Below are 26979 nucleotides of genomic sequence, written 5' to 3' on the forward strand. Positions count from 1 at the left end.
ATGGTAGAGCCGGGCCGCATGGCTCTCAAGGCCGCCGACGATCTCGCGCAGGCTCTGAGCCCCCGACAATTGCCCATAGAGCAAGGCCACGAACTGGCTCTTGGTCGACAGCCGACGCACATGCTTGTCCGCATGGTGCTTGTCCACAAGCCGTTCGAACACGCCCCAGGGAACATGCTTCAAGACGTCGTGGAAAACGCTATTGTGGTGCCGCACGGTGTTGCTCCCTCGTGTCCGGAAGACGCGCCAAACGTCTGAACACGAGTAGAATCAACACCGTGCGCTCAGTCCACAAAATTAAACCGGACAGCCGTGGGTCAAAGCCCGGCCATGACGACAGCAGAGGGTGAACCTGGCTCGACGAAGATAGGCGCCGGCCCCTTAAAGTATCGTCCTGCCAAGGGCCCCGCCTTGGCATCCATGCCGTTCCGCCATCAAAGCATGAGGGCGCGCAGCCTCTCCCGCTTGCGGGGCCCCACTTGCGGGGCCCCGCTTGCGGGCGAGGAACGAAGCGGGCCGCCGGCCGCCAGCGCCCTCCTCTCGCGAGAGGGACGGGCTCTTGACCGGACCGAGGAACGCGCCCGTTGAGGTCAGGCCTGACCGTCCAGCACCGGCATCCATTGCGCCGGCACGAAGCGGTAGCCCTCGCCGTCCTTGGCGATGTGCCCCGTCGCCGGGAAGGGGAAATGATAGCCGGCGACGCGCATGCGCTCCTCGGCGGCCATATCGAGCAGCCGGCGCCGCGTCTGCCGCGCCGCCTCCGCGTCCTGGTCGAAGACGGCCGCCCAATCGGGATGGCGCACGAACAGCGCCGGATGGTTGGTCGTGTCGGCGAGGAACATCAGCCGCTCATCACCCGATTCGATGGCGAAGACGGTATGGCCCGGCGTATGGCCATGCGCGTCGATGGCCGTCACCCCCGGCATCACCTCAGCGTCCCATTTGAACTGGCTGACGCGCTCGCCGAGGGCGCCGAAGATCTTCTGCGCCATGTCGAAATTGCCCCGCCGGCCTTCCGGTGCGTTGGCCTTGTTGTCATCGCTCATCCAGAAGGCGTATTCCGGCTCCGGCACCATCACCTCGGCGTTCGGATAGATCGGCTCGCCCGCTTTGGTCGTCAGGCCGAGAATATGGTCGGGATGGAAGTGGCTGATGACGACGCAGCTCACCGCCGCCGGATCGATGCCGGCCGCCGCCATGCCGCGCGCCAGCTGACCGGCCGTCGGCGGCCCGCTCTCGCCGAAACCGGTATCGAAGAGGACGAGCTCGTCGCCGCTTCTGAGCGTCAGCGGCGTGAAGGGGATGAAGAGCTTGTCCGGCGGCAGAAAGGCTTCCTGAAGCGCCCCCTGCACATCCTCAAGCTCGGCGTTGACGACGAAGCCGGCATCCAGCGGTCGCGCCGCCATGCCGTCGGTGATCTGCGTGACGGTGAAATCGCCGAGCCTGTAGCGATAGGCGCCAGGAAGCTGCTCGCCGGACCCGGCCATGGCCATGCTGCTTGCACCGGAGCTTGTCTGAGCCTGAGCGATATCGATTCTCCCGAGCGTGAAGCTTGCCGCTGCGCCGGCGGCGGACGACATGATGAGTGCGCGCCGATTGAGATGCATTGTCTCCTCCTGAAGATCAAACGCTATGGATGCGAAGAGAGAATAGGTACCGACGCGCCGCCGGCCAGCTTGCGCGCCACTCCCGCCGGCGATGCGGGCGGCCGAAACGCGCACAATCGCGTGAGGCAGTGACCTATCCCCGCTTTTGCCCACCTACCGGGCTCGCCGGGCCGGGCAGTTGCGCCAGGGCGAAGACGGCGAAGCCGACGGCCCAGAGCGCCGCGCTCGTCAGAAGCAGCGGGATATAGAGGGAAGGCAGGAGGACCGCCGCCACCCGCGCCGTCGCCGCCAGATGCGTGATGACGAGCGCCGCGGCACAAAGCGCCGCTTCGGCGCGAGGTCCGGGTCCGCGCGTTGCGGCAAGCCTTGCCATCACCGCCATGGTCATCGTGCCGATGGCCCCCGCCGCGAAGGCGTGCAACGCCGCCTCCGGCGGAACCAGCGCCAAGGGCTCGGCCGCAAGGCCCGCCAGGAACAGCGCCAAGACCAGCCAGAGATAGCCGGCATGCAGGGCGAGAACGTCGCCCTGCCGCAAGAGCCAGCCGCGCCAGCGCGCCAGGCGGAAGAGATGCAACAGCCCGGCGGCAAGAGCGAGGAAGGCCGTCGCGGAATGGCTCGGTGCGAGCACCCAGGAGATGAGCGCCGCGGAGGCGACAAGCAGGCAGAAGCGGTCGAAGCGCCCATAGGGCTCCGGGACCTTGTCCGCGCCGCGCCCAGCGAGCGCGTTGCGGGTGAAGCTCGGCACCAGCCGCCCGCCGACGGCGGCGATCAGCAACGCGCCGATGGCGACGCCGAGCCGGGCAAGCTGCGCCGCCAGCAGCGGATCGGCGGCGAGCAGCCGATGCGCGATGGAAGCGGTCGCCAGAAGCGGAAACAGAATAAGCCCGTGACGCGAGGCCTGCGGGACCTTCACCCGCGCCTCGCGCATCAAGGCGAGCGCCACGGCGAGCGGGAAGGCGGCGTCGACCGCCGCCCCCGCCCAGAGGGGGAGGGGGACGGCGAGCGGCACCGTCCGCCCGGCCAGCCAGAGCGTGAAGAGAAGGGCGAGCGGCCCACCGGAGGCGGGCAATCTGCCCGACCAGTTGGGCGTCGCGGATAGAAGATAGCCCGCCATCACCGCCGGCAGATAGCCGAAGACCATCTCATGGGCATGCCAGGCGAGCGCCGGCATGCCGGCGATATCGCCCGCGCCGGTGACGTAGAAATGCACCCAGACGGGCACGGCGAGCGCCGCGAAGATGGAGGCGCCGAGGAACAGCGGCCGGAAAGAGACGGCGAACAGCCAGTTCGCCTCGCTCTGGCGATGGGCGGCGGTTAGGAAAGGCTGGGAGGTCATGGCGTTTCGGCGCTGTCGCGGGAGAAGGGCCGCTCAGGCCCGGCCGATGCGCACGCGCCATTCCTCAGGCCCGCGCATCACGTATTGCCAGGTGAAGTCGCCCGGTATGGCCGTTTGCAGATAATGGAAAAGACCCATCGGATCGTGGTCGTTGACGAGCTCGAAGGCCTGGCCGGTCGCAAGCCGGTCGAAAACGGCGAAGACCGAAAGATGCCGCTGCGGGCGGGGAACGCTGCGCAGGTCGAGATGGACAATCGGCTCGCTTCGCTCGCTCATGATCTGCTTCTCCTTCTCGCCGGTATCGGCTCTGAGACAATCTCTAGCCGCCCATCGACTGGCCGTCCTTGTCGGGGCGCAAACAACATCCGCGCATGCCGGCCGCCCTTCGGCCGGCCCTCCTGCCGCGAGCCTGCGAACCGACGCCGGGGATGTCAGAATGTCGCGGCTCGATAAGGGCTTAGCTCATCGCTCTTTGTGTTTTCGCAACAAGCCGGAGCGCGATCGGGTGTTCAGTTTTCACAGCGAACAGACCCGCGAAGAAGAGGATGAGAGCCATGATCACCCGTCGCACCGCTCTTTTCGGCGCCGCCTCCGCCACCACGGCAGCGCTGATGGCAAGCGCCCCGGCGCGCGCCGCCGAAAAGGCGAGCTCCGGCCTTGCCCCCGCCGCACCCGTCGGCAGCCTGCCGCGGGTGAAGGCCGAGCTCGTGGCGCCCCCCGCCGTGATGAAGCACGAGCAGGTCGCCTCCGGCGGCCCGAAGATCGTCGAGTTCCGCATGGCGATCGAGGAGAAGAAGATCGTCGTCGACGATCAGGGCACGGAGTTCCAGGCCATGACCTTCGGCGGCTCCATGCCGGGCCCGACCATGGTCGTGCACGAGGGCGACTATGTGGAGCTGACGCTGGTCAATCCAGACACCAACACCATGCCCCACAATATCGATTTCCATGCCGCGACCGGCGCCCTCGGCGGCGCCCAGCTCACCGACGTGATGCCCGGCGAGCAGGTGGTCCTGCGCTTCAAGGCGACGCGTTCGGGCACCTTCGTCTACCATTGCGCCCCTGCGGGCATGGTCCCCTGGCATGTGGTCAGCGGCATGAGCGGCACGCTCATGGTTCTGCCGCGCGAGGGTCTGAAGGACGGCGAGGGCAACCCGCTACGCTACGACAAGGCCTACACGATCGGCGAGTTCGACCTCTACATCGCCAAGGACGAGACGGGCAATTACAAGACCTACGAGAGCCTCGGCGAATCCTACACCGATACGGTGGAGGTGATGCGCGGCCTCGTTCCGACGCATGTCGTCTTCAACGGCAAGGTCGGCGCACTGACCGGCGAGACGGCGATGACCGCCAAGGTCGGCGAGACGGTCCTGTTCATCCATTCCTGCGCCAACCGCGACAGCCGCCCGCATCTCATCGGCGGCCACGGCGATTACGTCTGGGAGACCGGAAAATTCGCCAACGCGCCGCAGCTGCATCAGGAGACCTGGTTCGTGCGTGGCGGCAGCGCCGCGGCCGCGCTCTACACCTTCCTGCAGCCCGGCATCTACGCCTACGTCAACCACAACCTCATCGAGGCGGCCGAGCTCGGAGCGACGGCGCATGTCAAGGTCGAGGGCGATTGGAACGACGATCTGATGACCCAGGTCGCCGCGCCCAGCCCCATCGTCGGCTGAAAAGCCGGCTCAGCGGCCCGTCGCGCCCCCCGACGGGCCGCACCCTTTTTCTCAAGGAGCGTCTCCAAGGAGCCGGCCATGCGCGTGACACGCCACCTTCTCGCCGCAGCCTCCTTTTCCCTCGCCTTCCTGGCCGCGCCGCTGGCGCTCTCGCAGGAGCCTTCCGACGTGGCGCAAATCCGCATCGACGAGGCGGCAATGACCTATCGCGAGGCCGGCGAGTTCCTTTCCGGCCAGACGCCGGTCAACGCGCCTTTGGTGGAAATTCGTCCCGAAAGGCCCTTCTTCATCATGCAGCGGCAGGTGAGGCGCGGCGAATATGAGGCCTGCGTCGCCGCCGGCGCCTGCAAGACCTTGGACCAGGACGGCGATCCGGCCCTTCCCGTCACCGGCGTCAGCTTCCACGACGCCGCCGCCTATGCCGCCTGGCTGTCGCAAGAGACGGGACGGAAATGGCGCCTGCCGAGCGACCGCGAATGGGCGCTTGCCGCCGGCTCGCGCTTCGTCGACGACGGCTTCGAGGAGGCCGACCCCGCCAATCCGGCGACCCGCTGGCTCGCCGAATACGACGCCGCGAGCGCCAAGAAGCGCGCCGAGGATTCGAAGCTCAGGCCCGCCGGCGGCTTCGGCGCCAACGAGCACGGGCTTCTCGATCTGGCCGGCAATGTCTGGGAATGGACCTCCACCTGCTATCTCCGCCACAGCACCGATCCGGCGAGCGGCGAGGTGACGCGCCATGAAAACTGCGGCGTGCGCGTGGCCGAGGGTGCCCACCGCGCCTATCTCACCGGCTTCATCCGCGACCCCAAGAGCGGCGCCTGCTCCGTCGGCGCCCCGCCGACCCATCTCGGCATCCGCCTGGTGCGCGAGGAGCCGGGCTTCCTCGGCCGTATCGGCGGTTTTCTCGGCCTCTAAGGACGCAACCTTCCTGCCCACATCCTGAAGCGGCGCCTCCGCGGCGCCGCATGAAAACCGAGCGCCTTCTCGACGCGCGCGGCCGGCCGTGCTTGCTTCCTCGCCGGCCGCGGCGGCGGCTTTCGTTAAGGTCTTGAGGATCAGCCCATGCGGTGATCCTCAACAGACCCCAAGGCGCAAGGATCGCTTACTTGCTGGACGATCTCTCTCCCTTGACGCTCGGCCTTTTCGGCAGCCTCGCCGCCGGGCTGATGACGGGCGTCGGCGCCATACCCGTGCTTTTCGGCCGCGTGCCGGGCGAGCGGGCGCGCGACACCCTTCTCGGCTTCGCCGCCGGGGTGATGCTGGCGGCCACGTTCTTCTCCCTGATCATCCCGGCGCTCGACGTCTCGGCCGAGCTCTATGGCGACGGCGTCGTCCCGGCCGCGATCGCCGTCGCCGGCATCCTTCTCGGCATGGGCACCATCGCCGCCCTCGATCACACCATGCCGCACGAGCATTTCCAGACCGGGCCGGAAGGACCGATACGGCCTTCGCTGCGCCGCATCTGGCTCTTCGTCATCGCCATCACCTTGCACAATTTCCCCGAAGGCCTTGCCGTCGGCGTCGGCTTCGGCACCGGCGATGTGGCGACCGGCCTGCCGCTCGCCATCGGCATCGGCCTGCAGAACGCGCCGGAGGGCCTGGCCGTGGCGGTGGCCTTGACGGGCGAGGGCTATCCGCGCGGTCGGGCGGTGCGCATAGCCACCTATACCGGGCTGGTGGAGCCTGTCGGCGGCCTCATCGGCGCGGCCGTCGTCTCCATCTCCGAGCCGATGCTGCCCTGGGGCCTGGTCTTCGCCGCCGGCGCGATGATCTACGTCATCAGCCACGAGATCATTCCCGAGACGCATCGCCGCGGCTTCCAGAACGAGGCGACGGCCGGCCTCGGGATAGGCCTTGTCACCATGCTGTTCCTCGATGTGTGGCTTGGCTGAGCCGCCGCGCTGCTGGCGCTGCCTTGCCAGCGGCCCGGCCTTGCGCGCCTCACGCCCTTGCCAAAGCCGCCATTGCCTTGCGGTGATGCACGGCCGAATCCTCCGAAAAGCAGCAAAAGACGATCCGCCGAAGGCGGCCGGGATCATCCGCCGCGTAGCCGGCGCTGGTGCGCACGGCGATTTTCGCGCCCTCGGCCGCCGGAAAGCCGTAGATGCCGGTGGAGATGGCCGGAAAGGCGAGCGATGTCAGGCCGGCCTCGCGGGCGATCGCGAGGCTATTGCGATAGGCCGAGGCGAGAAGCTCCGCCTCGCCCGCCTGCCCGCCCCGCCAGCGCGGGCCGACGGCATGGATGACGAAATCGGCCGGCAGCTTGTAGCCGCGCGTCAGCCGCGCCTCGCCCGTCGGGCAGCCGCCGAGCTTGCGGCATTCCTCCAACAGCTCCGGCCCCGCCGCCCGGTGGATGGCGCCGTCGACACCGCCGCCGCCGAGAAGCGCTTCGTTGGCGGCGTTGACGATGGCCGCGACCTTCAGCGTCGTGATGTCGGCGACAAGGACGGCAAGCTCGGTCTCGCCGATGGTCAGGCTGTCCATGCCGCCAGCCTATCCCAATCCTAGCCGAGGCGCATGCCCTGCGGCGCGCGCGGGCAGCGCGGATCGGGATAGTAATGCTTCTGCCAGCCATAGCTCTTGATGACGTCGCGCCAGCAGCGGCCGCGATCGGCGTTGCATTCCGCGAAGTACGCGCAGCTCGCGCAAGGACCCTCCGGAACTTCCGGCTGCGGCGGATGCAGCAGCCCGCGCGCCGGCGGCGAGTTCCACATCTCCATCACCGATTGCCGCCTTAAATCGCCGATGATGAAGGCCGGATGGTCGTAAAGCTCCTCGCAGACGGTGACGCGCCCGTCCGGCAGGATGACGAAACTGTCGCGGTTGGCGGTACAGAAGGCCCGGTGCGTCCATTCCATCTGCCGCTCCTGCGGGTCGGAGGCCGGCGGCAGGGCTCCGCCGCCCACCGAGATATCCATATGCGGATAGTCCTTGCCAAGCTCGAGCGCCGCCGCTTCCACGCCCGCGATATCGGCCTCGCGGGCGAAGAGCGCGTCGCGATGGCGAAAGAGCGAGCGGCCATAGGCGGAAAATTGCAGGCGGAAGATATTGCCCATCTCGCCGGCGAAGCGGATGAGCTCGCGCGCCTTGGCGGCGTTGAAGGGCGTCAGCACGGTGTTGACGCGCACCTTGAGCCCGGCCTCGCGCAGATGGTGCAGGGCTCGAAAGGCCTTGGCGTGGTAGCCCTCGACGCCGACCATGAAATCGAGCGTTTCAGGATCGACGCAATCGAGACTGAACTGGACGACCTCCACGCCGATCTCGCGCAGCCGTCGCGCCTTGGCCGGTCCGGCGCCTATCTTGGTCGGGATATCGGCCACCATGCCATTGGCGTAGACGCTCTCGATGATCCTGAAGATGCCCGGCCGCGCCAGCGCGTCGCCGCCGGAGAACTGCACGCATTCCACGCCGAGGCCGGCGAGCTCGACGACGATTTCCTCCACCCGCTCCACGGCAAGCAGGTTACTCTCGCAGCTCTTGCGCACCTTGGCATAGCAATAGACGCAATCCTGCGGGCAATAGAGCGTCGTCAGGAAATAGACGTTGTAGGGAAAGCGCAGCCGCCGCTCCTTCAAATTCACCTGGCGCGCATCGATGACGAAATCGGCCGGGTCGTAGGCGTGCGCCTCAGGAATCGGCGTCTCGCTGAGGCGGAAGATGTCCTCCCTCGCCCGCTCGCCGCTCAGGTAGAAATCGAGCAGCGACTGCACCTCCTCTTCCGCGGAGGCAACGTCGCGGTCGGTGAGTTCCGCCCACAGACGCGCAACCTCGCCGACGGTGCACCTTCCGTCGAAAAGAGAAAGGACGATGGCTTCGGCAGGCGGCAGCCGGCGGCAGATATAGCTGCGCGTCGTCAGCGGCTGCGGCCGGGTGATGAGCACCGCCCGGTCGAGATCGTTCTTGAGCCTCAGGCCGGGATGAAGGGCGCCGTAAAGATGCGAAGGAACCGCGGACATGCTCGGTCTCCTTGGAAGGCGGCAGGGCAGAGCGATCGGAAGGTCGGCCCGGCCAGCGAGTTGCCCGCCGGCCGGGTCGGCCGTCTCAGGCGGCAGCCAGCCGATTGGCCGTGCCGGACGAGCAACAGGCGGCACAGCCGCTGAAGCAAGCTTCGTTGCAAGTCATCAATGCCGCGTCGATGAAGCGGTCGATGAAAAGCTCATCGATCTGCGCCTCCTTCAGGGCGCCTTTCAGCGCCTTTACCTTCGCGTCGTCTAGGACGAACTTCTTCTCTTGAGCCATAGGAACCTCCGTCAAGAGTCATGGCCGCAAAAGTATTTCCGAAAAAGCAATCTACTGTATTGATGCAAATCAAAGATGCGCAGAAATGCGAAATGCTGCATCGTCAAAGATGCACAACACTTACATAATTAGCCTTCGACCACCGGGAAACCTCTTCGATTAGTATGAACAAATTGCACAAAATAATACATTTATCGGCTCTTCGACTTGCTACATCGCCGTCCAGCCGCCGTCGATGGAAATCGGCACGCCGGTGATCTGCGCCGCCGCGTCGGAGCACAGGAACAGTGTCATCGCGGCGACATCGCTCACCTTGACGAATTCTTTCGTCGGCTGGCGCTCCAGCATGACCTCGCGGATCACCGTCTCGCGGTCCATGGCATGCGCCTTCATCTGGTCGGCGATCTGGCCCTCAACCAGCGGCGTCTTCACATAGGCCGGACAGATGGCGTTGCAGGTGACGCCGGCTTCCGCCAGCTCCAGCGCCACGGTCTTGGTCAGGCCCAAGACACCGTGCTTGGCCGAGACATAGGCGCTCTTATAGGGCGAGGCGGTGAGCCCGTGGGCGGAGGCGATGTTGACGATGCGCCCCCAACCGGCCTGACGCATGGCCGGCACCGCGGCGGCAATGGTGAAGAAGGCGGAGGAAAGGTTGATGGCGATGATGGCGTACCATTTCTCGGCCGGGAAATCCTCCACCCGCGCCACGTGCTGCACGCCGGCATTGTTGACGAGCACCTGGACCGGGCCGATTTCCGCCGCCGTCTCGATGAGCCGCCGGCAATCCTCCTGCCGCGACATGTCGGCGGCGACGTAGCGCGCCGTCACCCCGTGTTCCGCTGCCAGCCGCTCGGCGATCGCGTGGTCCTCGGCGCGGTCGGTGAAGGAGTTGATGACGATATCGGCGCCTTCGGCGGCCAGCGCCTCGGCGATACCGAGCCCGATGCCCGATGTGGAGCCGGTCACGACGGCGGTCTTGCCCTTCAGCATTCTTCACATCTCCAAAAATGGGTTCCTCGCGCAAGTAATTGCGCCAAGGCGCGCCGGTTTCCAAGGGATTTGCGCCGCGTTCACGGCGGTCGTCATGCCAAGGCTCGACCTTGGCATCCGTGCCGTTCCGCGAGCGCCAAGGGCGGCCCCGGCGGGCGGCCTTGCTTATCAGGGCGTCGTGCCACACGGAGCAATGGATGGCCGGGCCAAGCCCGGCCAGGACGACACCAGATGGCGGGCCGGGCTTTGGAACAAGGAGCCGGCGTTCAAGATTATCGATTCACGTCAGTAGCTTGAGTCGCAACATGCCCGCCGCCCGCCCCGTCTGGAAAGGCCAGCTCCGCCTCTCCCCCGTCTCCATCCCGGTGGAGCTTTATTCGGCGACGAAGAGCTCCTCCAAGATCTCCTTCCGGCAAATCCACGAGCCCTCGGGCAAGCCGGTCCGCTACGAAAAGGTCGTCCCCGGCGTCGGGCCGGTGGACAGGGACGAAATCCTGAAGGGCTTCGAATACGAGAAGGGCAGTTACGTCCTCCTCTCCGAGGACGAGGTGGAGGAGGTCAAGCTTGAGACCAAGAAGACGCTGGAGCTGACGCAATTCGTCGGCGCGTGCGAGATCGACCCGATCTATTTCCACAAGCCCTATTACCTGGTGCCGCAGGACGAACTCGCCGAGGACGCCTTTCGCGTCCTGCGCGACGCGCTGCGCCAGAGCGAGAAGGTCGGGCTCGGCCAGCTTGCCCTGCGCGGCAAGGAATACCTCGTCGCCATCAAGCCCTGCGGCACGGGCTTGCTGCTGGAGACGCTGCACTACGAGGACGAAATCCGCAAATCCGATCCCTTCTTCTCTGAGGTGAGCGGCAAGAAGGCGGACAAGGACCTCCTCGGCGTCGCCACCGAGCTCATCGAGAAGAAGACGGCGCCCTTCGATGCCGGCATCTTCAAGGACCATTACGCCGAGGCGCTGCGCCAACTCATCGACGCCAAGCTGAAGAAGAAGCGTCCGAACGTGGTGGAGACGGAAGAGGAAGCGCCGCGCGGGCGCGGCGGCGACAACGTCGTCGACCTGATGTCGGCGTTGAAGCAAAGCCTGGAGAAGAGCGAGGGCGGCAGGAAGAAGCGCAGCGCCTCCGGCGGCAAGTCCGCCTCGCGCCGTTCCGGCAATGGCCGTCAGCGCAAATCGGCCTGAGGGCTTGCGGCAATGGCAACCGCCGACCTCCTGAAAACCTATCGGCAGAAGCGCGACTTCGCCCGGACCTCCGAGCCTTCCGGCAAGGCGGCCAGCGGCGATGGTCGCGCCTTCGTGGTGCAGAAGCACGATGCGAGCCGCCTGCATTACGATTTCCGCCTGGAGCTGGACGGTGTCTTGAAGAGCTGGGCCGTCACCAGGGGGCCGAGCCTCGACCCCGGTGAGAAGCGGCTTGCCGTGCGCACCGAGGACCATCCGCTGGACTATGCCGATTTCGAGGGCACCATCCCCGAAGGCGAATATGGCGGCGGCACGGTGATGCTGTGGGATACCGGGACCTGGGAGCCGCTGCACGACCCGCAGAAAGGCCTTGCGGAGGGAAAGCTGCATTTCCGCCTCCATGGCGAGCGCATGAAGGGCGGCTGGGCGCTGGTCAGGATGCGCCCGCGCGGCAGGGAGAAGCGCGAGAACTGGCTTCTCATCAAGGAGCGGGACGAGACGGCCGACGAGGCCGACAAGCTTCTGGAGAAGAACGTCGTCAGCATCGCCACCGGCCGGTCGATGCGGGAGATCGCCGAGGCCGCGCCGGCGCGCAAGGCCGCGCGCAACAAGACGGCCGCCGAGGGCAGGCGCAAGCAAGCCAAGCCCGGCAAGGCGCCGAAATTCCGCGCCCCGCAGCTTGCCACCCTGGTCGATAGCGTGCCGGAGGGTGCCGGCTGGGTGCACGAGATGAAATATGACGGCTACCGCCTCCTCGTCGCGCTCGGCGAAGGCGGGCCGCGCTTCTACACCCGCTCCGGCCAGGACTGGACCGAGAAGCTGGCGAAGCTCGCCGCCGCCTTCGCGCCGCTTCACGGCATCTCGGCGCTGATCGACGGCGAGCTCGTCGCCTTCAACGATCGCGGCCGGACGGATTTCTCCTGCCTGCAGCAGGCGCTCGGCGAGGGCGGCGAGACGGCCTTCTTCGCTTTCGACCTCTTGCAGGTCGAAAGCGAGGACATCACCGGCGAGACCTTGCTGGAGCGCAAGCAGAAGCTTCGTGAGCTTCTGAAGAAGCTGCCGAAGAGTTCGCCCATCCAGTTCTCCGAGCATGTGCGCGGCAAGGGCGAGAAGGTTCTCGCCGCGATCTGCGAAGGCGGTCACGAAGGCATCATCGCCAAGAAGGCACTCGCGCCCTATCGCTCGCGCCGCACCCGCACCTGGCTGAAGATCAAATGCGTGAAACAGCAGGAATTCGTCGTCGGCGGCTGGTCGCCGTCGGACAGGCGCGCCGGCTTCTCCTCGCTTCTCCTCGGCACCTATGAGAACGGCGAGCTCGTCTATCGCGGCCGCGTCGGCACCGGCTTTAGCGCGGACGATCTTGCGCGGCTTTCCGCCCGGCTGAAGAAGCTGGAGCGCAAGACCTCCCCCTTCGTCGACGTGCCGCGGCAAGCGCGCAAGGGCGCGCATTGGGTGAGGCCGGATCTTGTCGCCGAAATCGCCTTTACCGAGTTCACCGGCGATATGATCCTGCGCCATCCATCCTTCCTCGGCCTGCGTCAGGACAAGGCGGCGAGCGAGGTCAGCCTGGAGGAGCCCATGCCGGCCCCAAAGAGCGAGAGCGCTTCCAAGCCGTCGAAAGGCGGCCGCAAGGGCGGCAAGCCGGCCTCTGGCTCCGGCAAGGAAGGCGCGGCGACTGAGATCGCCGGCGTGCGGCTTTCCTCGCCGGACCGCATCGTCTTTCCCGGCCAGGGCCTGACCAAGCGGGCGCTCGCCGAATATTATCTCAAGGTCGCCGATGCGATGCTGCCGACCATCGCCGAGCGGCCCTTGAGCCTGGTGCGCTGCCCGCAGGGACGTGAGGGGGAGTGCTTCTTCCAGAAGCACGATTCCGGCGGTTTCCCGGCCGAGATGAAGCGCCTCGCCATCACCGAGAGCTCCGGCGAGAAAGCCAGCTATTTCTACATCGACGATGCCGCCGGGCTGATCGCGGCGGTGCAGATGGGCGTCAGGGAGTTCCATATCTGGGGCGCGCGCATCGACGCCATCGAGAAGCCGGAACGGCTCATCTTCGACCTCGACCCCGACGAGGGGCTCGGTTTTTCCGACGTCAAGCGGGCAGCCTTCCATCTGCGCGAGCGGCTCGCCGAGCTCGGCCTGGAAAGCTTTCCCCTTCTGACCGGCGGCAAGGGCGTGCATGTCGTCGCCCCGCTCGTGCGCCGGCGCGAATGGCCCGAGGTGAAGGCCTTCTGCAAGGCGTTCGCCGTCAAGCTGGCCGCAGAGGCGCCGGACAGATACGTCGCCACCATGTCGAAGGCGAAGCGCAAGGGGCGCATCTTCATCGACTATCTGCGCAACGAGCGCGGCTCCACCGCGATTGCGCCCTTCTCCACCCGCGCTCGGGAGGGCGCGCCGGTGGCGACGCCGCTCGCCTGGGAGGAGCTTTCCGGCGTCAAGGCGGCGGGCAGCTACGACGTGGAGAGCCTCCTGCGGCGGCTCGGGGCCCTGAAGAGCGCCCCCTGGGAGGGTTATTTCCGGGCGCGCCAGTCGCTGACCAAGGCCATGCTGGAAGCGGTCGGCGCCGGCTAACGCCTCTTGCGCAGAAGCCGCGCTTCCGCCAAGGCCCTTGCATGGGATTTATTCTCAGCATCGATGCGGGCGGCAGCGCCTGCCGCGGCCGGCTCACCGATCCGGAAGGAAAGGTGCTGGCCAAGGCGAGCGGCGGGCCGGCAAACCCTTCCAGCGACCTTTCCGGCGCGCTTGCCAGTCTGGAGGCGCTGATCGAAGAGCTTGCCGGCGCGCTCGATCCGCAGCCGCGGCGCGCCGAGATGGTGCTGGCCATCGCTGCTGCCGGGCTTGTCGATGCTTCCCGGCGCGACGCCTTCCTCGGAGCGCTTAGCGGCTTTGCGCGCCTTGTCGCCATGACCGACGGCTATGCGGCGCTTGTCGGCGCCTCGGGCGGGCGGCCGGCAACGCTGCTGGCCCTCGGCACCGGCGCCGTCGGACACCGGCTCTTCGCCGACGGCACCTCCATCCAGCGCGACGGCTGGGGGTTTCTGGGCGGCGACCGCGGTTCCGGCGCCTGGCTGGGAAGGCGGGCGATCGAATTGGCGTTAAGGAGCTTCGACGGGGCGGCGCCGCCGAGCCTCGTGTCGGAGCGCATCATCGCCCGTCTCGGCGGCGAGGAGGCCCCTATCCTCGCCTGGCTGCTTGCCGCCGGCGCGCGCGACTGCGCTTCCCTCGTTCCGGAGATCGTGGAAGCCGCCGGAGAAGGAGACGAGGCGGCGCTTGCGCTGCTGGACGCGGCTGGCGAGGAAGTGGCGGCGCTGTTGCGCGCCCTCGGCCCGGAAAGCCGGGAGCCGGTCTATTGCGTCGGCGGGCTGGCCGGCGTTCTCGGCCCCTTGGTGGAGGCGAAGACCGGCCAGCTTTTCGCCGCGCCGCAAGGCGATGCGCTTCACGGGGCGCGGCTCGTCGCCCTCGGCATCGCGCCGCAGGAGCTGCGCGGATGAGGCTTGAAGGCTCCATCCTGACGCCATCGGGCTGGGTGGCCGGCGCGCTTCTCGTGGAGGGAGAGCGGATCGCGGCCATTCGCGGCACGCCCCTGGACGGACAGGAGACGACGGCGCCGATCCTCCTGCCCGGCTTCATCGACTGCCATGTCCATGGCGGCGCCGGCGCCGATGCCATGCAGGGCGAGACGTCGGTGCGGGCGATGGCGCGCTTCCATGCCCGTCACGGCACGGTGGCGCTCTTGCCGACGACGATGACGGCGCCCGTCGCGGAGGTCGAGGCGGCGCTTGCCGGCATCGCGGCGGTCAGGGCGAGGCCTCGGCCGGGCGAAGCCGCCGTGCTCGGGGCGCATCTGGAAGGCCCCTTCATCAATCCAGGCAAGCTCGGAGCGCAGCCGCCGGCAACGCTGCTTCCCGATCCGGCCCTTGCCGCCGACTGGTGCCGGCGCTTCCCCATCCGCGTCGCTACCCTGGCCCCGGAGATGGCGGGCGGCCTTGCCCTCGTGCGGGAGCTGGCGAAGGCCGGCGTCAAGGCGCAGATCGGCCACAGCCTGGCTTCGGCGGACGAGGCGCGCGCCGCGCTCGCCGCCGGCGCCGCCGGCTTCACGCATTTGTTCAACGCCATGTCCGGCACCGACCACCGCACGCCGGGCGTCGCCGCGACAGCGTTGGCGCAAGGCGCGGCGGCGGAGGTGATCTGCGACCTTCATCATGTCGCGCCTGAGATGATCCGCGCGGCGGCACGGGCTATCCCGGGGCTCTACGCGGTTACCGATGCGACGGCCGCCGCCGGCATGGCGGACGGGCAGTACCGCCTCGGCGGCCAAGCGATCGTCAAGAGCTGCGGCTGCGTCAGGCTCGCGGGCGACAACACGCTTGCCGGCAGCGTCGTGACCATGGACGAGACGCTGCGCCATCTCGTGGGCATCGGCTTCACGCTCCGGCAGGCATCGGCGATGCTCTCGGCCCGGCCCGCCGCTTATCTCGGCCTTACCCGTCTCGGGGCGCTCCGCGAAGGCGCCGAGGCGAGCCTCGTCGTCCTGAACGAGGAGCTGGCGCTAACCGATGTGCTTTTGGCGGGCAAGCGCCTGGACCGTTCCGCCTGAGGGCGCTCTTTCGGCCGCCAGCGTCGCCGCAAGGCCTTCGCGATAGCTCCGATAGGCGAGGTTGACGCCGAGCTCCGTCTTGATCTTGTCGTTACGCACCCGCTTGTTCTCGCCATAGAAGGAGCGGGCCATCGGCGACATCTCCGCCTCCTCGAACGGCACTTCCGGCGGCGGCTCCATGCCGAGCAGCTTGGCGGCATAGGCGATGACGTCCTGCGGCGGAGCCGGCTCGTCGTCGGCGCCGTTGAAGATGCCGACCGCCTGCTGGCCGAGCGCGGCGGCGACGATCCGGCCGATATCCTCCCCGTGGATGCGGTTGAAGACCTGGCCGTGCTTGATGATGCGGCGCGAGGTGCCGTCCCGCAGCTTGCGGAACGGGCCGCGACCCGGACCGTAGATGCCCGCCAGACGGATGACGGAGACCGGCACGCCGACCTCTTCGCCGAATTCCAGCCAGGCTTCCTCCGCATCGAGGCGCCGCTTGGAGCGCTCCGAAACCGGTTGGCATGGAGTGGTCTCGTCGACCCAGGCGCCGCCATGGTCGCCATAGACGCCGACCGTGGAGAGATAGCAGATGGCCATCGGCTGGGCCTCGGCGAGCGCATCGCGAAAGACGGCGAGAACCGGATCGCCCTGCGCTTCCGGCGCAATGGAGACCAGAACATGGCTCGCCTCCGCGACGGCATCCTCCACCGCGCCGTTATGCGGGGCGCCGGCGACGCCGTCGAAGATGAGCGGCATGGCGCCGAGACCGGCGAGCGCGTGCAGCTTCTCTGCGGTGCGCGTCGTGCCCCAGACGCTCTCCGGCTGCAGATCCGCGATGGCGAAGCGGGCCGAATAGCCGAGCCCGAAGCAGAAGAGACTGATGTTCAAACCTTGCCTTCCTCTACCTGTCGGCGTCGTGCCGGTCCGTTTTCGACGCGCAAGACGAACGGACTTCCTTCGGCCTATGAAGCTCGCAACTCACTGGTCCACCTCGCTTACCTGGGGCTGCCATTCGCGGCGCACCTCCGGCAGCTTTTCCTTTGCCAGGTAAGCTTCCGCCAATGACGAAACGCGGTCCGCGGCAAGTTGTTGCAACGCCCAGATGGCGGCGCCCCGCACGAGCGCGCTTTCATCGTCCAAAAGACGTTCAGCTTCGCCCGCCAGGCCGGGCTCGCCCGAATTGCCGATGGCGATGAGCACATTGGAGACGAACTTGGCCCGGCCGATGCGCTTGATCGGCGAGCCGGAGAAGAATTGCCGGAACGAATTATCGTCGAGGCGGACGAGATCGGCAAGAAGCGGCGCGGAAAGATCGGCGCGCGCCCTCAGCTTCGCCTCGGCGGAGGTTGCGGCGAATTTGTTCCACGGGCAGACGGCAAGGCAATCGTCGCAGCCATAGATGCGGTTGCCGATGGCGGGCCTGAAGGCGCGGGGCACCAAGCCCTGATGCTCGATGGTGAGATAGGAGATACAGCGCCGCGCATCGAGCTGATAGGGCGCCGGGAAGGCGTCGGTCGGACAGATATCGAGACAGCGGCGGCAACTGCCGCAATGATCGCTCTCCGCCGCGTCGGCCGGCAGCTCGGCGGCGGTGAAGATGGCGCCCAGGAACAGCCAGGAGCCGAGCTCGCGCGAGACGAGATTGGTGTGCTTGCCCTGCCAGCCGATCCCGGCGGCCTGCGCCAGCGGCTTTTCCATCACCGGGGCGGTATCGACGAAGACCTTGATCTCGTCAGGCAGGCCGAGCCGGCGCGCCTCGGCGGCGAAGCGCGAGCCGATGCGCTTCAGCGCCCCCTTGATGAGGTCGTGATAGTCGCGGTTGCGCGCATAGACGGAAATGGTCGCGCGCTCGCGCGCCGCGAGCGTCGCCAGCGGATCGACATCCGGCCCGTAATTCATGCCGAGCATGACGATGGAGCCGAGATCGGCGAAAAGCGCGCGCGGATCGGCCCGGCGGGGCGCGGTCTCGGCGAGCCAGCCCATCGTGCCGTGCCGACCTTCGGCGATGGCCTGACGAAGACGCGCACCGGCGGCGCCGAGGCGCTCCGGCGGCGTCACGCCGAGGCAGGCAAAACCCTCCTCGGCGGCGAACTCGGCGAGCCTGGATTTCAGCCTTGCGGCGCTCAGAAGTCGAGATCGGCGTAATGCGCCGGCGGTGTCACGCCGCGCATCTGATCGGCCAGCAGCGGCCGGAAGGACGGGCGGGATTTCAGCTTGGCGTACCAATCCTTGGCTTCCTCGGTTTCCTGCCACGGCACCTCTCCGAGAAAGTCGGCGACCGAAAGCGCGCCTGCCGCGGCAAGGTCGGCGTAGCTCATCCGGTCGCCCGCCAGCCAGCTTCGCTCCACGATAAGATGGTCGATATAGCGCAGATGCGTGCGGATATTAGCCCGGCCCGCCCGCAGCAGCGCCGAATCGGGCGACGAATCCTGCCCCAGCCGCGACAGCTCGCGTTTGATGACGCGTTCCTCCGCCAGATAGACCGTCACCTCCTCGTTGAACTTGACCAGGAACCAGTCGAGCAGCCGCCGCACCTCCGCGCGCCGTTCCGCGCTGGCCGGCAAAAGCCGATGCTCGTCGAGCGCAAAGCCGCGGGTCTCGTCGAGATATTCTGAGATCGCCCAGGCGCCGACAATCGCCGGCCCTTCGTCCTCGATCATCACCGGCAAGGTCCCGGCCGGGTTCATCAGCAGGAATTCCTCCCGCCGCTCCCATGGCCTCTCCTCCAAGAGCTCGGGCGTCAGCTCGCATTCGGCGAGGGCCAGGCGGACGAAGCGGGAAGGTGCGGAGAGCGGATGGTGGAAGAGCCGGATCATCAGCGGGCTTCTAACTTAGAAAGGCAAACGAAATGGGAAAGGACGGACGAGCATGGTAGGAGCCGCATGCCCTATCGATTCGCGCGGCCTTCATGGCATGGAGGCCCAATCGGGCGAAGGTAGGGCAACGGTGAAGCCAGGGGGATCAGCTTGGACCCGAGAACCATCGTGGAGGCCGCCTTTCTCGGTCTTGTCGAGGGACTGACGGAGTTCATCCCCGTCTCCTCCACCGCGCATCTGCTCCTGGCGGGCCATTTCCTCGGTTTCGAATCGACGGGCAAGACCTTCGAGGTCCTGATCCAGCTCGGCGCCGTGCTCGCCATCCTGTCGGTCTATTTCGCCCGGCTGTGGCGGGTCGCCGTGGCGCTTCCCGCCGACCCGGCGGCGCGCCGCTTCGTCATCGCCATCGTGCTTGCCTTCCTGCCGGCGGCGGTGGTCGGCGTCTTCGCGCACGGCTTCATCAAGGAGGTGCTGTTTGAGGCGCCGGCGCTCATCTGCGTCACGCTCATCGTCGGCGGCGTCATCCTCGCCTGGATCGACCGCCTCGATCTGCGGCCCGTGCATCACGACGCCATGCGCTATTCGCCCTGGCTCGCCTTCCGGATCGGCCTTTTTCAGACGCTGGCCATGATCCCCGGCGTCTCGCGTTCCGGCGCCACCATCGCCGGGGCCCTTCTGATGGGCTGCGACAAGCGCTCGGCGGCCGAGTTCTCCTTCTTTCTGGCGATGCCGACCATGGCCGGCGCCTTCACCTACGACCTCTACAAGAACCGCGACATTCTCTCCGCCGACGACGCCTTCATCATCACCATCGGCTTTCTGTGCGCCTTCGTGGCGGCGGTCTTCGTGGTGCGCACGCTGCTCGATTTCGTCTCCCGCCACGGCTTCACGCCCTTCGCCTGGTGGCGGATCGTCGTCGGCACGGCCGGGCTGATCGGGCTCTGGCTGTTCGGCTAGAACCTTGCCTCAAAAGCGGCGCAACGGCCTTGCCGCTCAGCCGCTATGGCGGGCGGCGAACTGGCCGTGGTCGCGAAAGCGCACCAGATAGGTCGGCAGGATGAGCTCCAGCGCGGCCGGCTCGATGCCGAGGCCCTCCAACGTCCTGCCCTCCGCCTTCGCTTCCTGCGAGACGACGTTGTCGAGCTCAAGCTGGCGCACCTGGTCGGGTGTCAGCGGCGGCTTGGGCAACAATCCGGTGAAACTGGCCAGCACCTTGGCCGCGCCGGTCGGGATGGAGACGAGCTTGCGCCGACGGCCGACGGTCTTCAGCATCACCTCCATGCATTCGCGGAAGGTGAGCACCTGCGGCCCGCCGAGCTCGTAGACCGTGCCGCCCTTCGCCTTGCCCGAAAGGGCCAGCACCACCGCCTCGGCAACATCGCCGACGAAGACGGGCTGGAAGCGCGTCTCGCCGCCGCCGATCAAGGGCAGCACCGGGGAGATGCCGGCCATGCCGGCGAAGCGGTTGAAAAAATCGTCCTCCGGCCCGAAGACGATGGAGGGGCGCAAAATCACGGCCTCCGGCCGATGCTGGAGGATGCCGGCCTCGCCCTCCGCCTTGCTGCGGAAATAGGCGATGGTGGAAGAGGCGTCGGCGCCGATGGCCGAGATATGGACGACATCGGCGATGCCGGCCTTCTCCGCCGCCTCGGAGATGGTCTTCGGGCCGCTCGCCTGGATGGCGTCGAAGCTCTGGCGCCCGGCCTGGAAGAGGATGCCGACGCAGTTCACCACCGCATCGGCGCCTTCCATGGCGCGCTCTACCGACCAGGGATAGCGCAGATTGGCCTGCACCGCCTTGATCTGCCCGACCGTGCCGAGCGGCTGCAGAAAGCCGGCGAGATCCGGCCGTCGGACGGCGACGCGGATGCGCCAGCCCTGCCTGGCGAGAGCTCGCACGACATGCCGGCCGACGAAGCCGGAGCCGCCGAAGACCGTAACGAGGCGCGTCGGTTCGCTGGGTGCAGGCACGGGAAATCTCCTGAGGGAAGGTGCGCTCTTTCACGATGAGCGCTGACTACGCATCCCATATAGGGCGCCTCGGCAAGGCCCATCAACGGCTGCTTTCCACAGCCGCGACAAATCGGCATGGCAGCGGCCTCACAGCGGCTGATCCTGGCGCAAGGCCTCGTAGACGAAAAGACCGGTGGCGATGGCGAGATTGAGCGAATCGGCCTTGCCGCGCATCGGTATGCGCAGGAGCTCGTCGCACGCCGCCGCGAGGCGTTCGGTGAGCCCCTGGCGCTCGTTGCCCATGAGAAGGATGAGCGGCGGGCTGTAATCGGCTTGCCTGAAATCGCGCCTGGCGGAGAGATGCGTGCCGAGAAGGCGCGCCCCGTTGGCGCGGGCGGCGGCGAGAAAGGCCTCCTCCCGTGCCAGCGCCAGCGGCACATGGAAGAAGGAGCCCATGGAGGCGCGCACCGCCTCCAGCGAGAAGGGGTCGCAGCATTCGCCGATGAGGACGATGCCGGCGGCGCCGGCGGCATCGGCGGTGCGGATGATGGTGCCGAGATTGCCCGGATCGCGAATGCGCTCAAGGCCGATCCAGATGCCCCGCGCGCCGATCTCTTCCGCTCCCGCGAGCCGCTTCTTGAAGACGCCGATGACGGTCTGCGGATTGTCGCGGCGCGACAGCTTCTCCAGCACCTTGTGGCTGACGGCCAGGACGCGCCCGCCGCGCGCCTTCACCTCGGCAGCACTCTCGCCCACGGGACCCTCCAGGCTGTCCGCGGCGGCGATGAGATCGACGACCTCAAAGCCGGCGGCGAGCGCGTCGCGCACCAGCTTCAGCCCCTCGCCGAGAAAAAGGCCGGTGCGGTCCCGCTCTTTCTTCGCCGTAAGGGCGCGCAGATCCTTCACGATCGGGTTCGCCGGGCTGTCGACGCGGTGAAAGGCGCCGGGCGCGGAGCGTGAGGTCATGGCCGCTTCTGCGCCCGGCAATAGAGCGAGGTGGGCAACGCCTTGGTGCCGTTCGCGTCCCCTTCCCCGGCGATCAGCGCCATCTCCCCGGAAGTGACCTTGCCGCCGAGGATGTCGGCGCAGAGCTGATGCAGCGAAAGATAGGAGGCGCGGATGGCATAGGCGGTCAGCACCAGGGTGCCGCCGGGCTTCAGGCATTCGGCGCACAGCTTCAGCATCTGCGGCAAATCCTCAAAAAGCCGCCAGGTCTCGCCCTTCGGGCCGCGGCCGTATTTCGGCGGGTCGAGCAGGATCATGTCGTAGGCGTTGCCGCGGCGCACCTCGCGGGCGGCGAATTTGCCGGCATCCTCGGTGAGCCAGCGAATGGGCTTCTCCTCCAGGCCGGACAGCGCCTGGTTCTCGCGCGCCCAGGCGATCGCCTTCTTGGAAGCGTCGACATGGGCGACCTCCGCCCCCGCCGCGGCGGCGACGAGCGAGGCGATGCCGGTATAGCCGAAGAGGTTGAGAAGCTTGCCGCCCGGCCTTTCGCCGAGGCTTTCGGCGATGAAGCGCCATTGCGCCTCCTGCTCGGGAAAGACGCCGACATGGCGGAAGGAGGTGAGGCGGCAGGAAAACCGCAAGGCGCCGTGGCGGCAGGTCCAGTCCGGCGCCTCCGCTCTCTGCTTCCAGCGCCCGGCGCCTTCCTCTTCCACGTCGCCGGTGAAGACGGCGTCCGCCTTCTGCCAGGCGGAGGCAGGCAGAGAGGGCGCCCACATCGCCTGCTCCTCCGGCCGGTCGAGGAGCTTGTCGCCGAAGCGCTCCAGCTTGCGGCCGTTGCCGCTGTCGATGAGGGCGTAATCGTCGGGCCCGGCGGTGGCGAGGATGCGCGGCCGCAGCGACGCGGCAAGGGCGGGCGGCTCAATCGTCATGGCGTTGGAGTGTCATGGCGGTGAAGCAGCCGGCCGGCGAGAGCGGCATCGCCGAGCGCCAGGAAATGCGGGTTCTCGAAGGGCCTCGGTCCCGCCTCATGGGCGCGGCCGTAGAGGAAGGGCGCGCCGTCAAGGCGCAGGACGCAACCGCCGGCCGCCTCCAGCACCGCCTGGCCGGCGGCCGTGTCCCATTGCATGGTCGGCGACAGCCGCGGGTAGAAATCCGCCTCCCCCTCCGCCAGCAGGCAGAATTTCAACGACGAGCCGATGGACCGGCTCTCCACCGCGCCGGAGCGCTTGAGGAAGGCGGCCGTCTGAGGCGACAGATGCGAGCGGCTGGCGACCGCCACCGGCGGCTCGGGCGCCTTGCGCGCCTGGACGCGCCGGAAGGGGCCCGCCCTCGCCTGCCTTGCATCCGCCTCCGCCAGGAAGGCCTGTCCGTCGGCGCCGGCATAGAGCCTGCCGCGCGCCGGGGCATAGACGACGCCGGCGACCGTGCGCGCCTCCTCGATGAGGGCGATATTGACGGTGAAGTCGCCGCGTCCGCAGACGAATTCCTTGGTGCCGTCGAGCGGGTCGACGAGAAAGAAGCGCGAGCCTGTCTGCGGCGGGCCGTGCTGGCTGCAAGCCTCCTCCGCGACGATAACAACGCCCGGGAAAGCCTTGGCGAGGAAGCCCTCGATGAGCTTCTCGCTCGCCCGGTCCGCCTCCGTGACTGGGCTCTCATCCGCCTTGCGCTCCACCGACAAGCCGGCATCGTAATGCGCAAGGACGCTGCGGCCGGCGGCGAGAGAAGCATCAACGAGAGATTGCAACAGGGGCGGGAGCTGAGTGATCGGCATGGGCGCCTCTTACCCCGTCATGCCTCGGCGCGAAATACGCTTCGCGCGCACGCTTTGCCGGTTGAGTATCTTCAGGCCTCTGTGCACAATCGCCGCCGAATTGAAAGGCGGGCCGGGATGGCGGGCCGCGGGGAGACAAGATGAAACTGACCGGCGAATACCAGATTCCGGCGCCGCGCGAGCGGGTCTGGGGACTCCTCAACGATCCGGATGTGTTGCGGGAGTGCATGCCGGGCTGCGAGATGCTGGAGACGACGGAAGAAGGCGGCTTCAAGGCGCGGGTGACGACCAAGATCGGGCCGGTCAAGGCGACCTTCAACGGCGCGGTCGAGCTCACCAACATCAACGCTCCGCAGAGCTACCGCATCGAGGGCGAGGGCCAGGGCGGTGTCGCCGGCTTCGCCAAGGGCCACGCCGATGTGAACCTCGCCGAGGAGGAAGGCGGCACGCGCCTTTCCTACGAGGCGGATGTGCAGGTGGGCGGCAAGCTCGCCCAGCTCGGCAACCGGCTGGTCGGCTCCACGGCCAAGAAGCTCGCCGACCAGTTCTTCTCCTGCTTCGCCGAGAAGGCGGGCGGCAAGGCCGTGGCGGAAGCGGCGGCGGCGCCCGCCGGGCTTCCGGGCGAGACGGTGCCGCCGCAGGCGACGGGTGTCCCTGAGGTGGAGCCGCAAGTCGCGGCGGCCGAAGGCGAGAAGCGGGAAGAGGAGAAGCACGAATCGGCCTTTGCGCATGCCGCCCACGAGCTGGAGCATGCCGCAGAGGAGGCGGAGGAGGCCGTGGAGGAGCGTGCCGCCAGCGGCTTTCTTGGCGGCCCCGTCATGTGGGGTCTTCTGGTGCTCTTGGCGATGATCGTCGTCTGGGCCCTCACTACCTAACGGCGGCCAGCGCGCCACATAGATAACAACCGATTTTTCAGGGAGGAGTTTGATGGTCACGGTGTCGATGACGGTGAACGGCCGTCAGGTGTCGAAGGAGGTGGAGGACCGCCGGCTGCTCGTCGATTTCCTGCGCGAGGATCTCGGCCTGACCGGCACGCATGTCGGCTGCGACACCTCGCAATGCGGCGCCTGCGTCGTGCATCTCGATGGCAAGGCGGTGAAGTCCTGCACGATGCTCGCCGCCCAGGCGGATGGGGCGAGCGTGAAGACCATCGAGGGGCTGGCCGACGGCGCCGAGCTGCACCCTCTGCAAGCCGCCTTCAAGGAGCATCACGGCCTGCAATGCGGCTTCTGCACGCCGGGCATGATCATGTCGGGCGCCGACATCATCGCCCGCCACGGCAGCGATCTCGACGAGGCGACGGTCCGCCTGGAGCTGGAAGGCAACATCTGCCGCTGCACCGGCTACCACAACATCGTCAAGGCGATCCTCGCCGCTGCCGGCGAGATGGGCGGCGGTATGAAGCAGGCGGCCGAATAACGACATCGCGAACGATCAGGTTCGGCGAAGAAAAAGGCCGCCAAGGCCCGCGCTCGCCAGGACCGGAGGGAGGAAAGATGAGTGTTGAGGGCATCGGCGCCCGCGTGGCGCGCAAGGAAGACAAGAGATTCATCACCGGCCAGGGCCGTTACGTCGACGATATGAGCGTGCCCGGCATGAAGCATGCGGCCTTCGTCCGGAGCCCGCACGCCCATGCCAGGGTCGGCGCCATCAACGCCGAGGCCGCCAGGGCGATGCCCGGCGTCGTCGCCGTTCTGACGGGCGCCGAAATGGCAGCCGACGGCATCGGCAACCTCATCTGCGGCTGGATGATCCATTCCAAGGACGGCTCGCCGATGAATATGGGCGCCTGGCCGGCGCTCGCCTCCGAGACCGTCCGCTTCGTCGGTCAGGCCGTCGCCGTGGTCATTGCCGAGACCAAGAGCCAGGCGCGCGATGCCGCCGAGGCGGTCGAGGTGGAATGGGAGGAGCTGCCGGCGGTCTCCGACGTCCTCGGCGCGATTGCCGAGGGAGCGCCGCAAATCCATCCCGAAGCGCCGGGCAACCTCATCTACGATTGGGAGATCGGCACCAAGGACGAAGTGGAGAAGGCCTTCGGCGAGGCCGCCCATGTCACCCGCATGGATCTGACCAACAACCGGCTCATCCCGAACGCCATGGAGCCACGCGCCGCGCTCGCCCGCTACGACGCGGCGGACGACCATTTCACCTTGTGGACGACCTCGCAGAATCCGCATACGGCGCGGCTGGTGCTGTCGGCCTTCTACAATGTGGCGCCGGAGCACAAGCTGCGGGTCGTCGCGCCGGATGTCGGCGGCGGCTTCGGCTCCAAGATCTACATCTATCCCGAAGAGATCACCTGCCTGTGGGCGGCGAAGAAGACCGGCGTGCCGGTGAAGTGGACGGGCGACCGGTCCGAGGCCTTCCTCACCGACGCCCATGGCCGCGATCACGTGACGGTGGCGGAGATGGCCTTCGACGCCAACAACCGCATCACCGCCTTCAAGATCGACACCATCGCCAATTTCGGCGCCTATATGTCGCTCTTCTCCTCCGCCGTGCCGACCTATCTCTACGCCACCCTCCTGTCGGGCCAGTACGACATCCCGCTCATCCACTGCAATGTGCGGGCGGTCTACACCAATACCGCGCCGGTGGACGCCTATCGCGGCGCCGGCAGGCCGGAGGCCACCTTCGTCGTGGAGCGGATGATGGAGACGGCGGCGCGCGAGCTCTCCGTCTCGCCGGCGGAGCTGCGGCGCACCAACTTCATTCGCGAATTCCCGCATCAGACGCCGGTGATCATGCTTTACGACGCCGGCGACTACGAGGCCTCGCTGAACGCCGCGCTGGAGGCTTCCGACTATGCCGGCTTTGCCGCCCGCAAGGCCGAGGCGCAGCGGCGCGGCAGATTACGCGGTATCGGCATCTCCTGCTATATCGAGGCCTGTGGCATCGCCCCCTCCAAGGCGGTCGGCTCGCTGGGGGCCGGCGTCGGCCTGTGGGAATCGGCGGAGGTGCGCGTCAACCCTGTCGGCACCATCGAAGTCCTGACCGGCTCGCATTCGCACGGCCAGGGCCACGAGACGACCTTCGCCCAGCTCGTCGCCAGTCGCCTCGGCGTGCCGCTCGACAACATCGCCATCGTCCATGGCGATACCGACAGCGTCCAGTTCGGCATGGGCACCTATGGCTCGCGCTCCGGCGCGGTCGGCATGTCGGCCATCTCGCGCGCCATCGACAAGGTGGAGGCGAAGGCCAAGAAGATCGCCGCGCATCTCTTGGAAGCCTCCGAAGGCGATATCGAGATCGCCGATGGCGAGGTGAGGGTTGCCGGCACCGACAAGAAGCTCGGTTGGCACGAGGTCTGCCTTGCCGCCTATACCGGCCACAACCTGCCCGACGGCATGGAGCCGGGGCTGAAGGAGGGCGCCTTCTACGACCCGGCCAACTTCACCTTCCCGGCCGGGGCCTATGTCTGCGAGGTGGAGATCGATCCCGAGACCGGCCATACCGATATTGTGCAGTTCGTGGCGGCCGACGATTTCGGCCGCATCATCAACCCGATGATCGTCGAGGGCCAGGTGCATGGCGGCATCGCCCAGGGCATCGGCCAGGCGCTCTTGGAAGGCTGCGTCTACGACGAGGGCGGCCAGCTCATCACCGCCACCTACAACGATTACGCCATGCCGCGGGCGCACGACCTGCCGTCCTTCCGCGTCTCCACCACGGAGACGATCTGTCCCTCCAACCCGCTCGGCATCAAGGGCTGCGGCGAGGCCGGCGCCATCGGCTCGCCGCCGGCGGTCATCAACGCCATCACCGACGCTATCGGCAACAACGACCTTTCCATGCCCGCAACGCCGGAGAAGGTGTGGCGTGCCCTGCACGCGGCAGGCGGCGGCCTGCGCGAGGCGGCGGAATAACGGGAGACCCA

General features: G+C 67.5%; 26 protein-coding genes. 11 read left to right on the forward strand and 15 right to left on the reverse strand.

Features of this window, described 5'->3' with window-relative positions; all coding sequences use genetic code 11:
* The 4 genes from Q331_RS23525 to Q331_RS0115410 form a co-directional block, all read right to left on the reverse strand.
* Positions 1–216: DUF4372 domain-containing protein (locus Q331_RS23525; protein ID WP_156953380.1), on the reverse strand; the 216-nt coding region annotated here is incomplete at its 3' end.
* A 374-nt stretch (positions 217–590) separates the two neighbouring features.
* The gene (locus Q331_RS0115400) at positions 591–1487 is read right to left on the reverse strand and encodes an MBL fold metallo-hydrolase (protein ID WP_245615685.1); all 897 of its coding nucleotides are present in this window, start codon (positions 1485–1487) and stop codon (positions 591–593) included.
* A 253-nt stretch (positions 1488–1740) separates the two neighbouring features.
* On the reverse strand, positions 1741–2943 hold the full coding sequence (locus Q331_RS22030) for an NnrS family protein (RefSeq protein WP_051631233.1): 1203 nt from the start codon (positions 2941–2943) through the stop codon (positions 1741–1743).
* Positions 2944–2976: 33 nt separating this feature from the next.
* Positions 2977–3219, reverse strand: coding sequence for a DUF2249 domain-containing protein (locus Q331_RS0115410; RefSeq protein ID WP_034492602.1), 243 nt, complete (start codon positions 3217–3219; stop codon positions 2977–2979).
* Between the two features lie 278 nt (positions 3220–3497).
* On the opposite strand from Q331_RS0115410, the gene nirK reads away from it, so the two are divergent.
* The 3 genes from nirK to Q331_RS0115425 all read left to right on the forward strand — a co-directional run bounded on the left by nirK (position 3498) and on the right by Q331_RS0115425 (position 6514).
* Positions 3498–4622, forward strand: coding sequence for a copper-containing nitrite reductase (gene nirK, locus Q331_RS0115415; protein ID WP_026381409.1), 1125 nt, complete (start codon positions 3498–3500; stop codon positions 4620–4622).
* Positions 4623–4700: 78 nt separating this feature from the next.
* Positions 4701–5537, forward strand: coding sequence for an SUMF1/EgtB/PvdO family nonheme iron enzyme (locus Q331_RS22035; RefSeq protein WP_034492604.1), 837 nt, complete (start codon positions 4701–4703; stop codon positions 5535–5537).
* Between the two features lie 191 nt (positions 5538–5728).
* On the forward strand, positions 5729–6514 hold the full coding sequence (locus tag Q331_RS0115425; protein ID WP_245615686.1) for a ZIP family metal transporter: 786 nt from the start codon (positions 5729–5731) through the stop codon (positions 6512–6514).
* 49 nt (positions 6515–6563) lie between these two features.
* Here Q331_RS0115425 and Q331_RS0115430 read toward each other — a convergent pair whose 3' ends face one another.
* From Q331_RS0115430 to Q331_RS0115445, 4 genes are all read right to left on the reverse strand, one after another.
* Entirely contained in the window at positions 6564–7106 is a 543-nt protein-coding gene (locus Q331_RS0115430) for an O-acetyl-ADP-ribose deacetylase (RefSeq protein ID WP_026381411.1), read from the reverse strand.
* 20 nt (positions 7107–7126) lie between these two features.
* Positions 7127–8578 carry a radical SAM/SPASM domain-containing protein gene (locus Q331_RS0115435; RefSeq protein ID WP_026381412.1) on the reverse strand — a complete coding sequence of 484 codons (1452 nt, stop codon included), beginning with the start codon at positions 8576–8578 and terminating at the stop codon, positions 7127–7129.
* A gap of 85 nt (positions 8579–8663) precedes the next feature.
* Entirely contained in the window at positions 8664–8861 is a 198-nt protein-coding gene (locus Q331_RS0115440; protein WP_026381413.1) for a hypothetical protein, read from the reverse strand.
* A gap of 210 nt (positions 8862–9071) precedes the next feature.
* On the reverse strand, positions 9072–9851 hold the full coding sequence (locus tag Q331_RS0115445; protein ID WP_026381414.1) for a 3-hydroxybutyrate dehydrogenase: 780 nt from the start codon (positions 9849–9851) through the stop codon (positions 9072–9074).
* A gap of 305 nt (positions 9852–10156) precedes the next feature.
* Between Q331_RS0115445 and ku the strand changes: the two genes are divergently transcribed.
* From ku to Q331_RS0115470, 4 genes are read left to right on the forward strand one after another with little or no spacing between them, the layout of a single operon-like run.
* The gene (ku, locus tag Q331_RS0115455; protein ID WP_026381415.1) at positions 10157–11038 is read left to right on the forward strand and encodes a non-homologous end joining protein Ku; all 882 of its coding nucleotides are present in this window, start codon (positions 10157–10159) and stop codon (positions 11036–11038) included.
* Between the two features lie 12 nt (positions 11039–11050).
* Complete coding sequence (ligD, locus tag Q331_RS0115460; RefSeq protein ID WP_026381416.1) at positions 11051–13606, forward strand: DNA ligase D; 2556 nt, start codon at positions 11051–11053, stop codon at positions 13604–13606.
* Positions 13607–13647: 41 nt separating this feature from the next.
* Positions 13648–14526 carry a BadF/BadG/BcrA/BcrD ATPase family protein gene (locus Q331_RS23205; RefSeq protein WP_051631234.1) on the forward strand — a complete coding sequence of 293 codons (879 nt, stop codon included), beginning with the start codon at positions 13648–13650 and terminating at the stop codon, positions 14524–14526.
* The gene (locus Q331_RS0115470; protein ID WP_026381417.1) at positions 14523–15632 is read left to right on the forward strand and encodes an N-acetylglucosamine-6-phosphate deacetylase; all 1110 of its coding nucleotides are present in this window, start codon (positions 14523–14525) and stop codon (positions 15630–15632) included. The genes Q331_RS23205 and Q331_RS0115470 overlap by 4 nt, the downstream gene beginning before the upstream one ends.
* On the opposite strand, the gene Q331_RS22045 is transcribed toward Q331_RS0115470, so the two are convergent.
* From Q331_RS22045 to Q331_RS0115485, 3 genes are all read right to left on the reverse strand, one after another.
* Positions 15585–16505 carry an SDR family oxidoreductase gene (locus tag Q331_RS22045; RefSeq protein WP_156953381.1) on the reverse strand — a complete coding sequence of 307 codons (921 nt, stop codon included), beginning with the start codon at positions 16503–16505 and terminating at the stop codon, positions 15585–15587. The two genes, Q331_RS0115470 and Q331_RS22045, sit on opposite strands and share 48 nt — an antisense overlap.
* Positions 16506–16595: 90 nt before the next feature.
* Positions 16596–17744 (reverse strand): tRNA epoxyqueuosine(34) reductase QueG, encoded by a 1149-nt coding sequence (gene queG, locus Q331_RS0115480; RefSeq protein WP_026381418.1) that lies wholly within the window; start codon positions 17742–17744, stop codon positions 16596–16598.
* Complete coding sequence (locus Q331_RS0115485) at positions 17741–18433, reverse strand: glutathione S-transferase family protein (RefSeq protein ID WP_026381419.1); 693 nt, start codon at positions 18431–18433, stop codon at positions 17741–17743. Before Q331_RS0115485 ends, queG begins: the two co-directional genes overlap by 4 nt.
* Before the next feature lie 150 nt (positions 18434–18583).
* Between Q331_RS0115485 and Q331_RS0115490 the strand changes: the two genes are divergently transcribed.
* Positions 18584–19390, forward strand: a complete 807-nt coding sequence (locus Q331_RS0115490) for an undecaprenyl-diphosphate phosphatase (protein ID WP_026381420.1) — start codon at positions 18584–18586, stop codon at positions 19388–19390.
* Positions 19391–19426: 36 nt separating this feature from the next.
* Here Q331_RS0115490 and Q331_RS0115495 read toward each other — a convergent pair whose 3' ends face one another.
* From Q331_RS0115495 to cysQ, 4 genes are all read right to left on the reverse strand, one after another.
* Entirely contained in the window at positions 19427–20404 is a 978-nt protein-coding gene (locus Q331_RS0115495; protein ID WP_026381421.1) for a complex I NDUFA9 subunit family protein, read from the reverse strand.
* Between the two features lie 129 nt (positions 20405–20533).
* Positions 20534–21352 carry a TrmH family RNA methyltransferase gene (locus Q331_RS0115500; RefSeq protein WP_026381422.1) on the reverse strand — a complete coding sequence of 273 codons (819 nt, stop codon included), beginning with the start codon at positions 21350–21352 and terminating at the stop codon, positions 20534–20536.
* On the reverse strand, positions 21349–22260 hold the full coding sequence (locus Q331_RS22050) for a class I SAM-dependent methyltransferase (protein WP_051631235.1): 912 nt from the start codon (positions 22258–22260) through the stop codon (positions 21349–21351). The genes Q331_RS0115500 and Q331_RS22050 overlap by 4 nt, the downstream gene beginning before the upstream one ends.
* Entirely contained in the window at positions 22257–23102 is an 846-nt protein-coding gene (gene cysQ, locus Q331_RS22055) for a 3'(2'),5'-bisphosphate nucleotidase CysQ (protein WP_051631236.1), read from the reverse strand. The genes Q331_RS22050 and cysQ overlap by 4 nt, the downstream gene beginning before the upstream one ends.
* 140 nt (positions 23103–23242) lie before the next feature.
* Here cysQ and Q331_RS0115515 point away from each other — a divergent pair, with 140 nt between their 5' ends.
* The 3 genes from Q331_RS0115515 to Q331_RS0115525 all read left to right on the forward strand — a co-directional run bounded on the left by Q331_RS0115515 (position 23243) and on the right by Q331_RS0115525 (position 26968).
* A complete protein-coding gene (locus Q331_RS0115515; protein ID WP_026381423.1) occupies positions 23243–23977 on the forward strand; it encodes an SRPBCC family protein in 735 nt (244 codons plus the stop codon).
* Between the two features lie 52 nt (positions 23978–24029).
* Positions 24030–24521 (forward strand): (2Fe-2S)-binding protein, encoded by a 492-nt coding sequence (locus tag Q331_RS0115520; RefSeq protein ID WP_026381424.1) that lies wholly within the window; start codon positions 24030–24032, stop codon positions 24519–24521.
* 77 nt (positions 24522–24598) lie between these two features.
* Positions 24599–26968 (forward strand): xanthine dehydrogenase family protein molybdopterin-binding subunit, encoded by a 2370-nt coding sequence (locus Q331_RS0115525; protein ID WP_026381425.1) that lies wholly within the window; start codon positions 24599–24601, stop codon positions 26966–26968.
* Positions 26969–26979: the final 11 nt, after the last annotated feature.

The organism is Afifella pfennigii DSM 17143 (assembly GCF_000688515.1).
GTDB lineage: Bacteria > Pseudomonadota > Alphaproteobacteria > Rhizobiales > Afifellaceae > Afifella > Afifella pfennigii.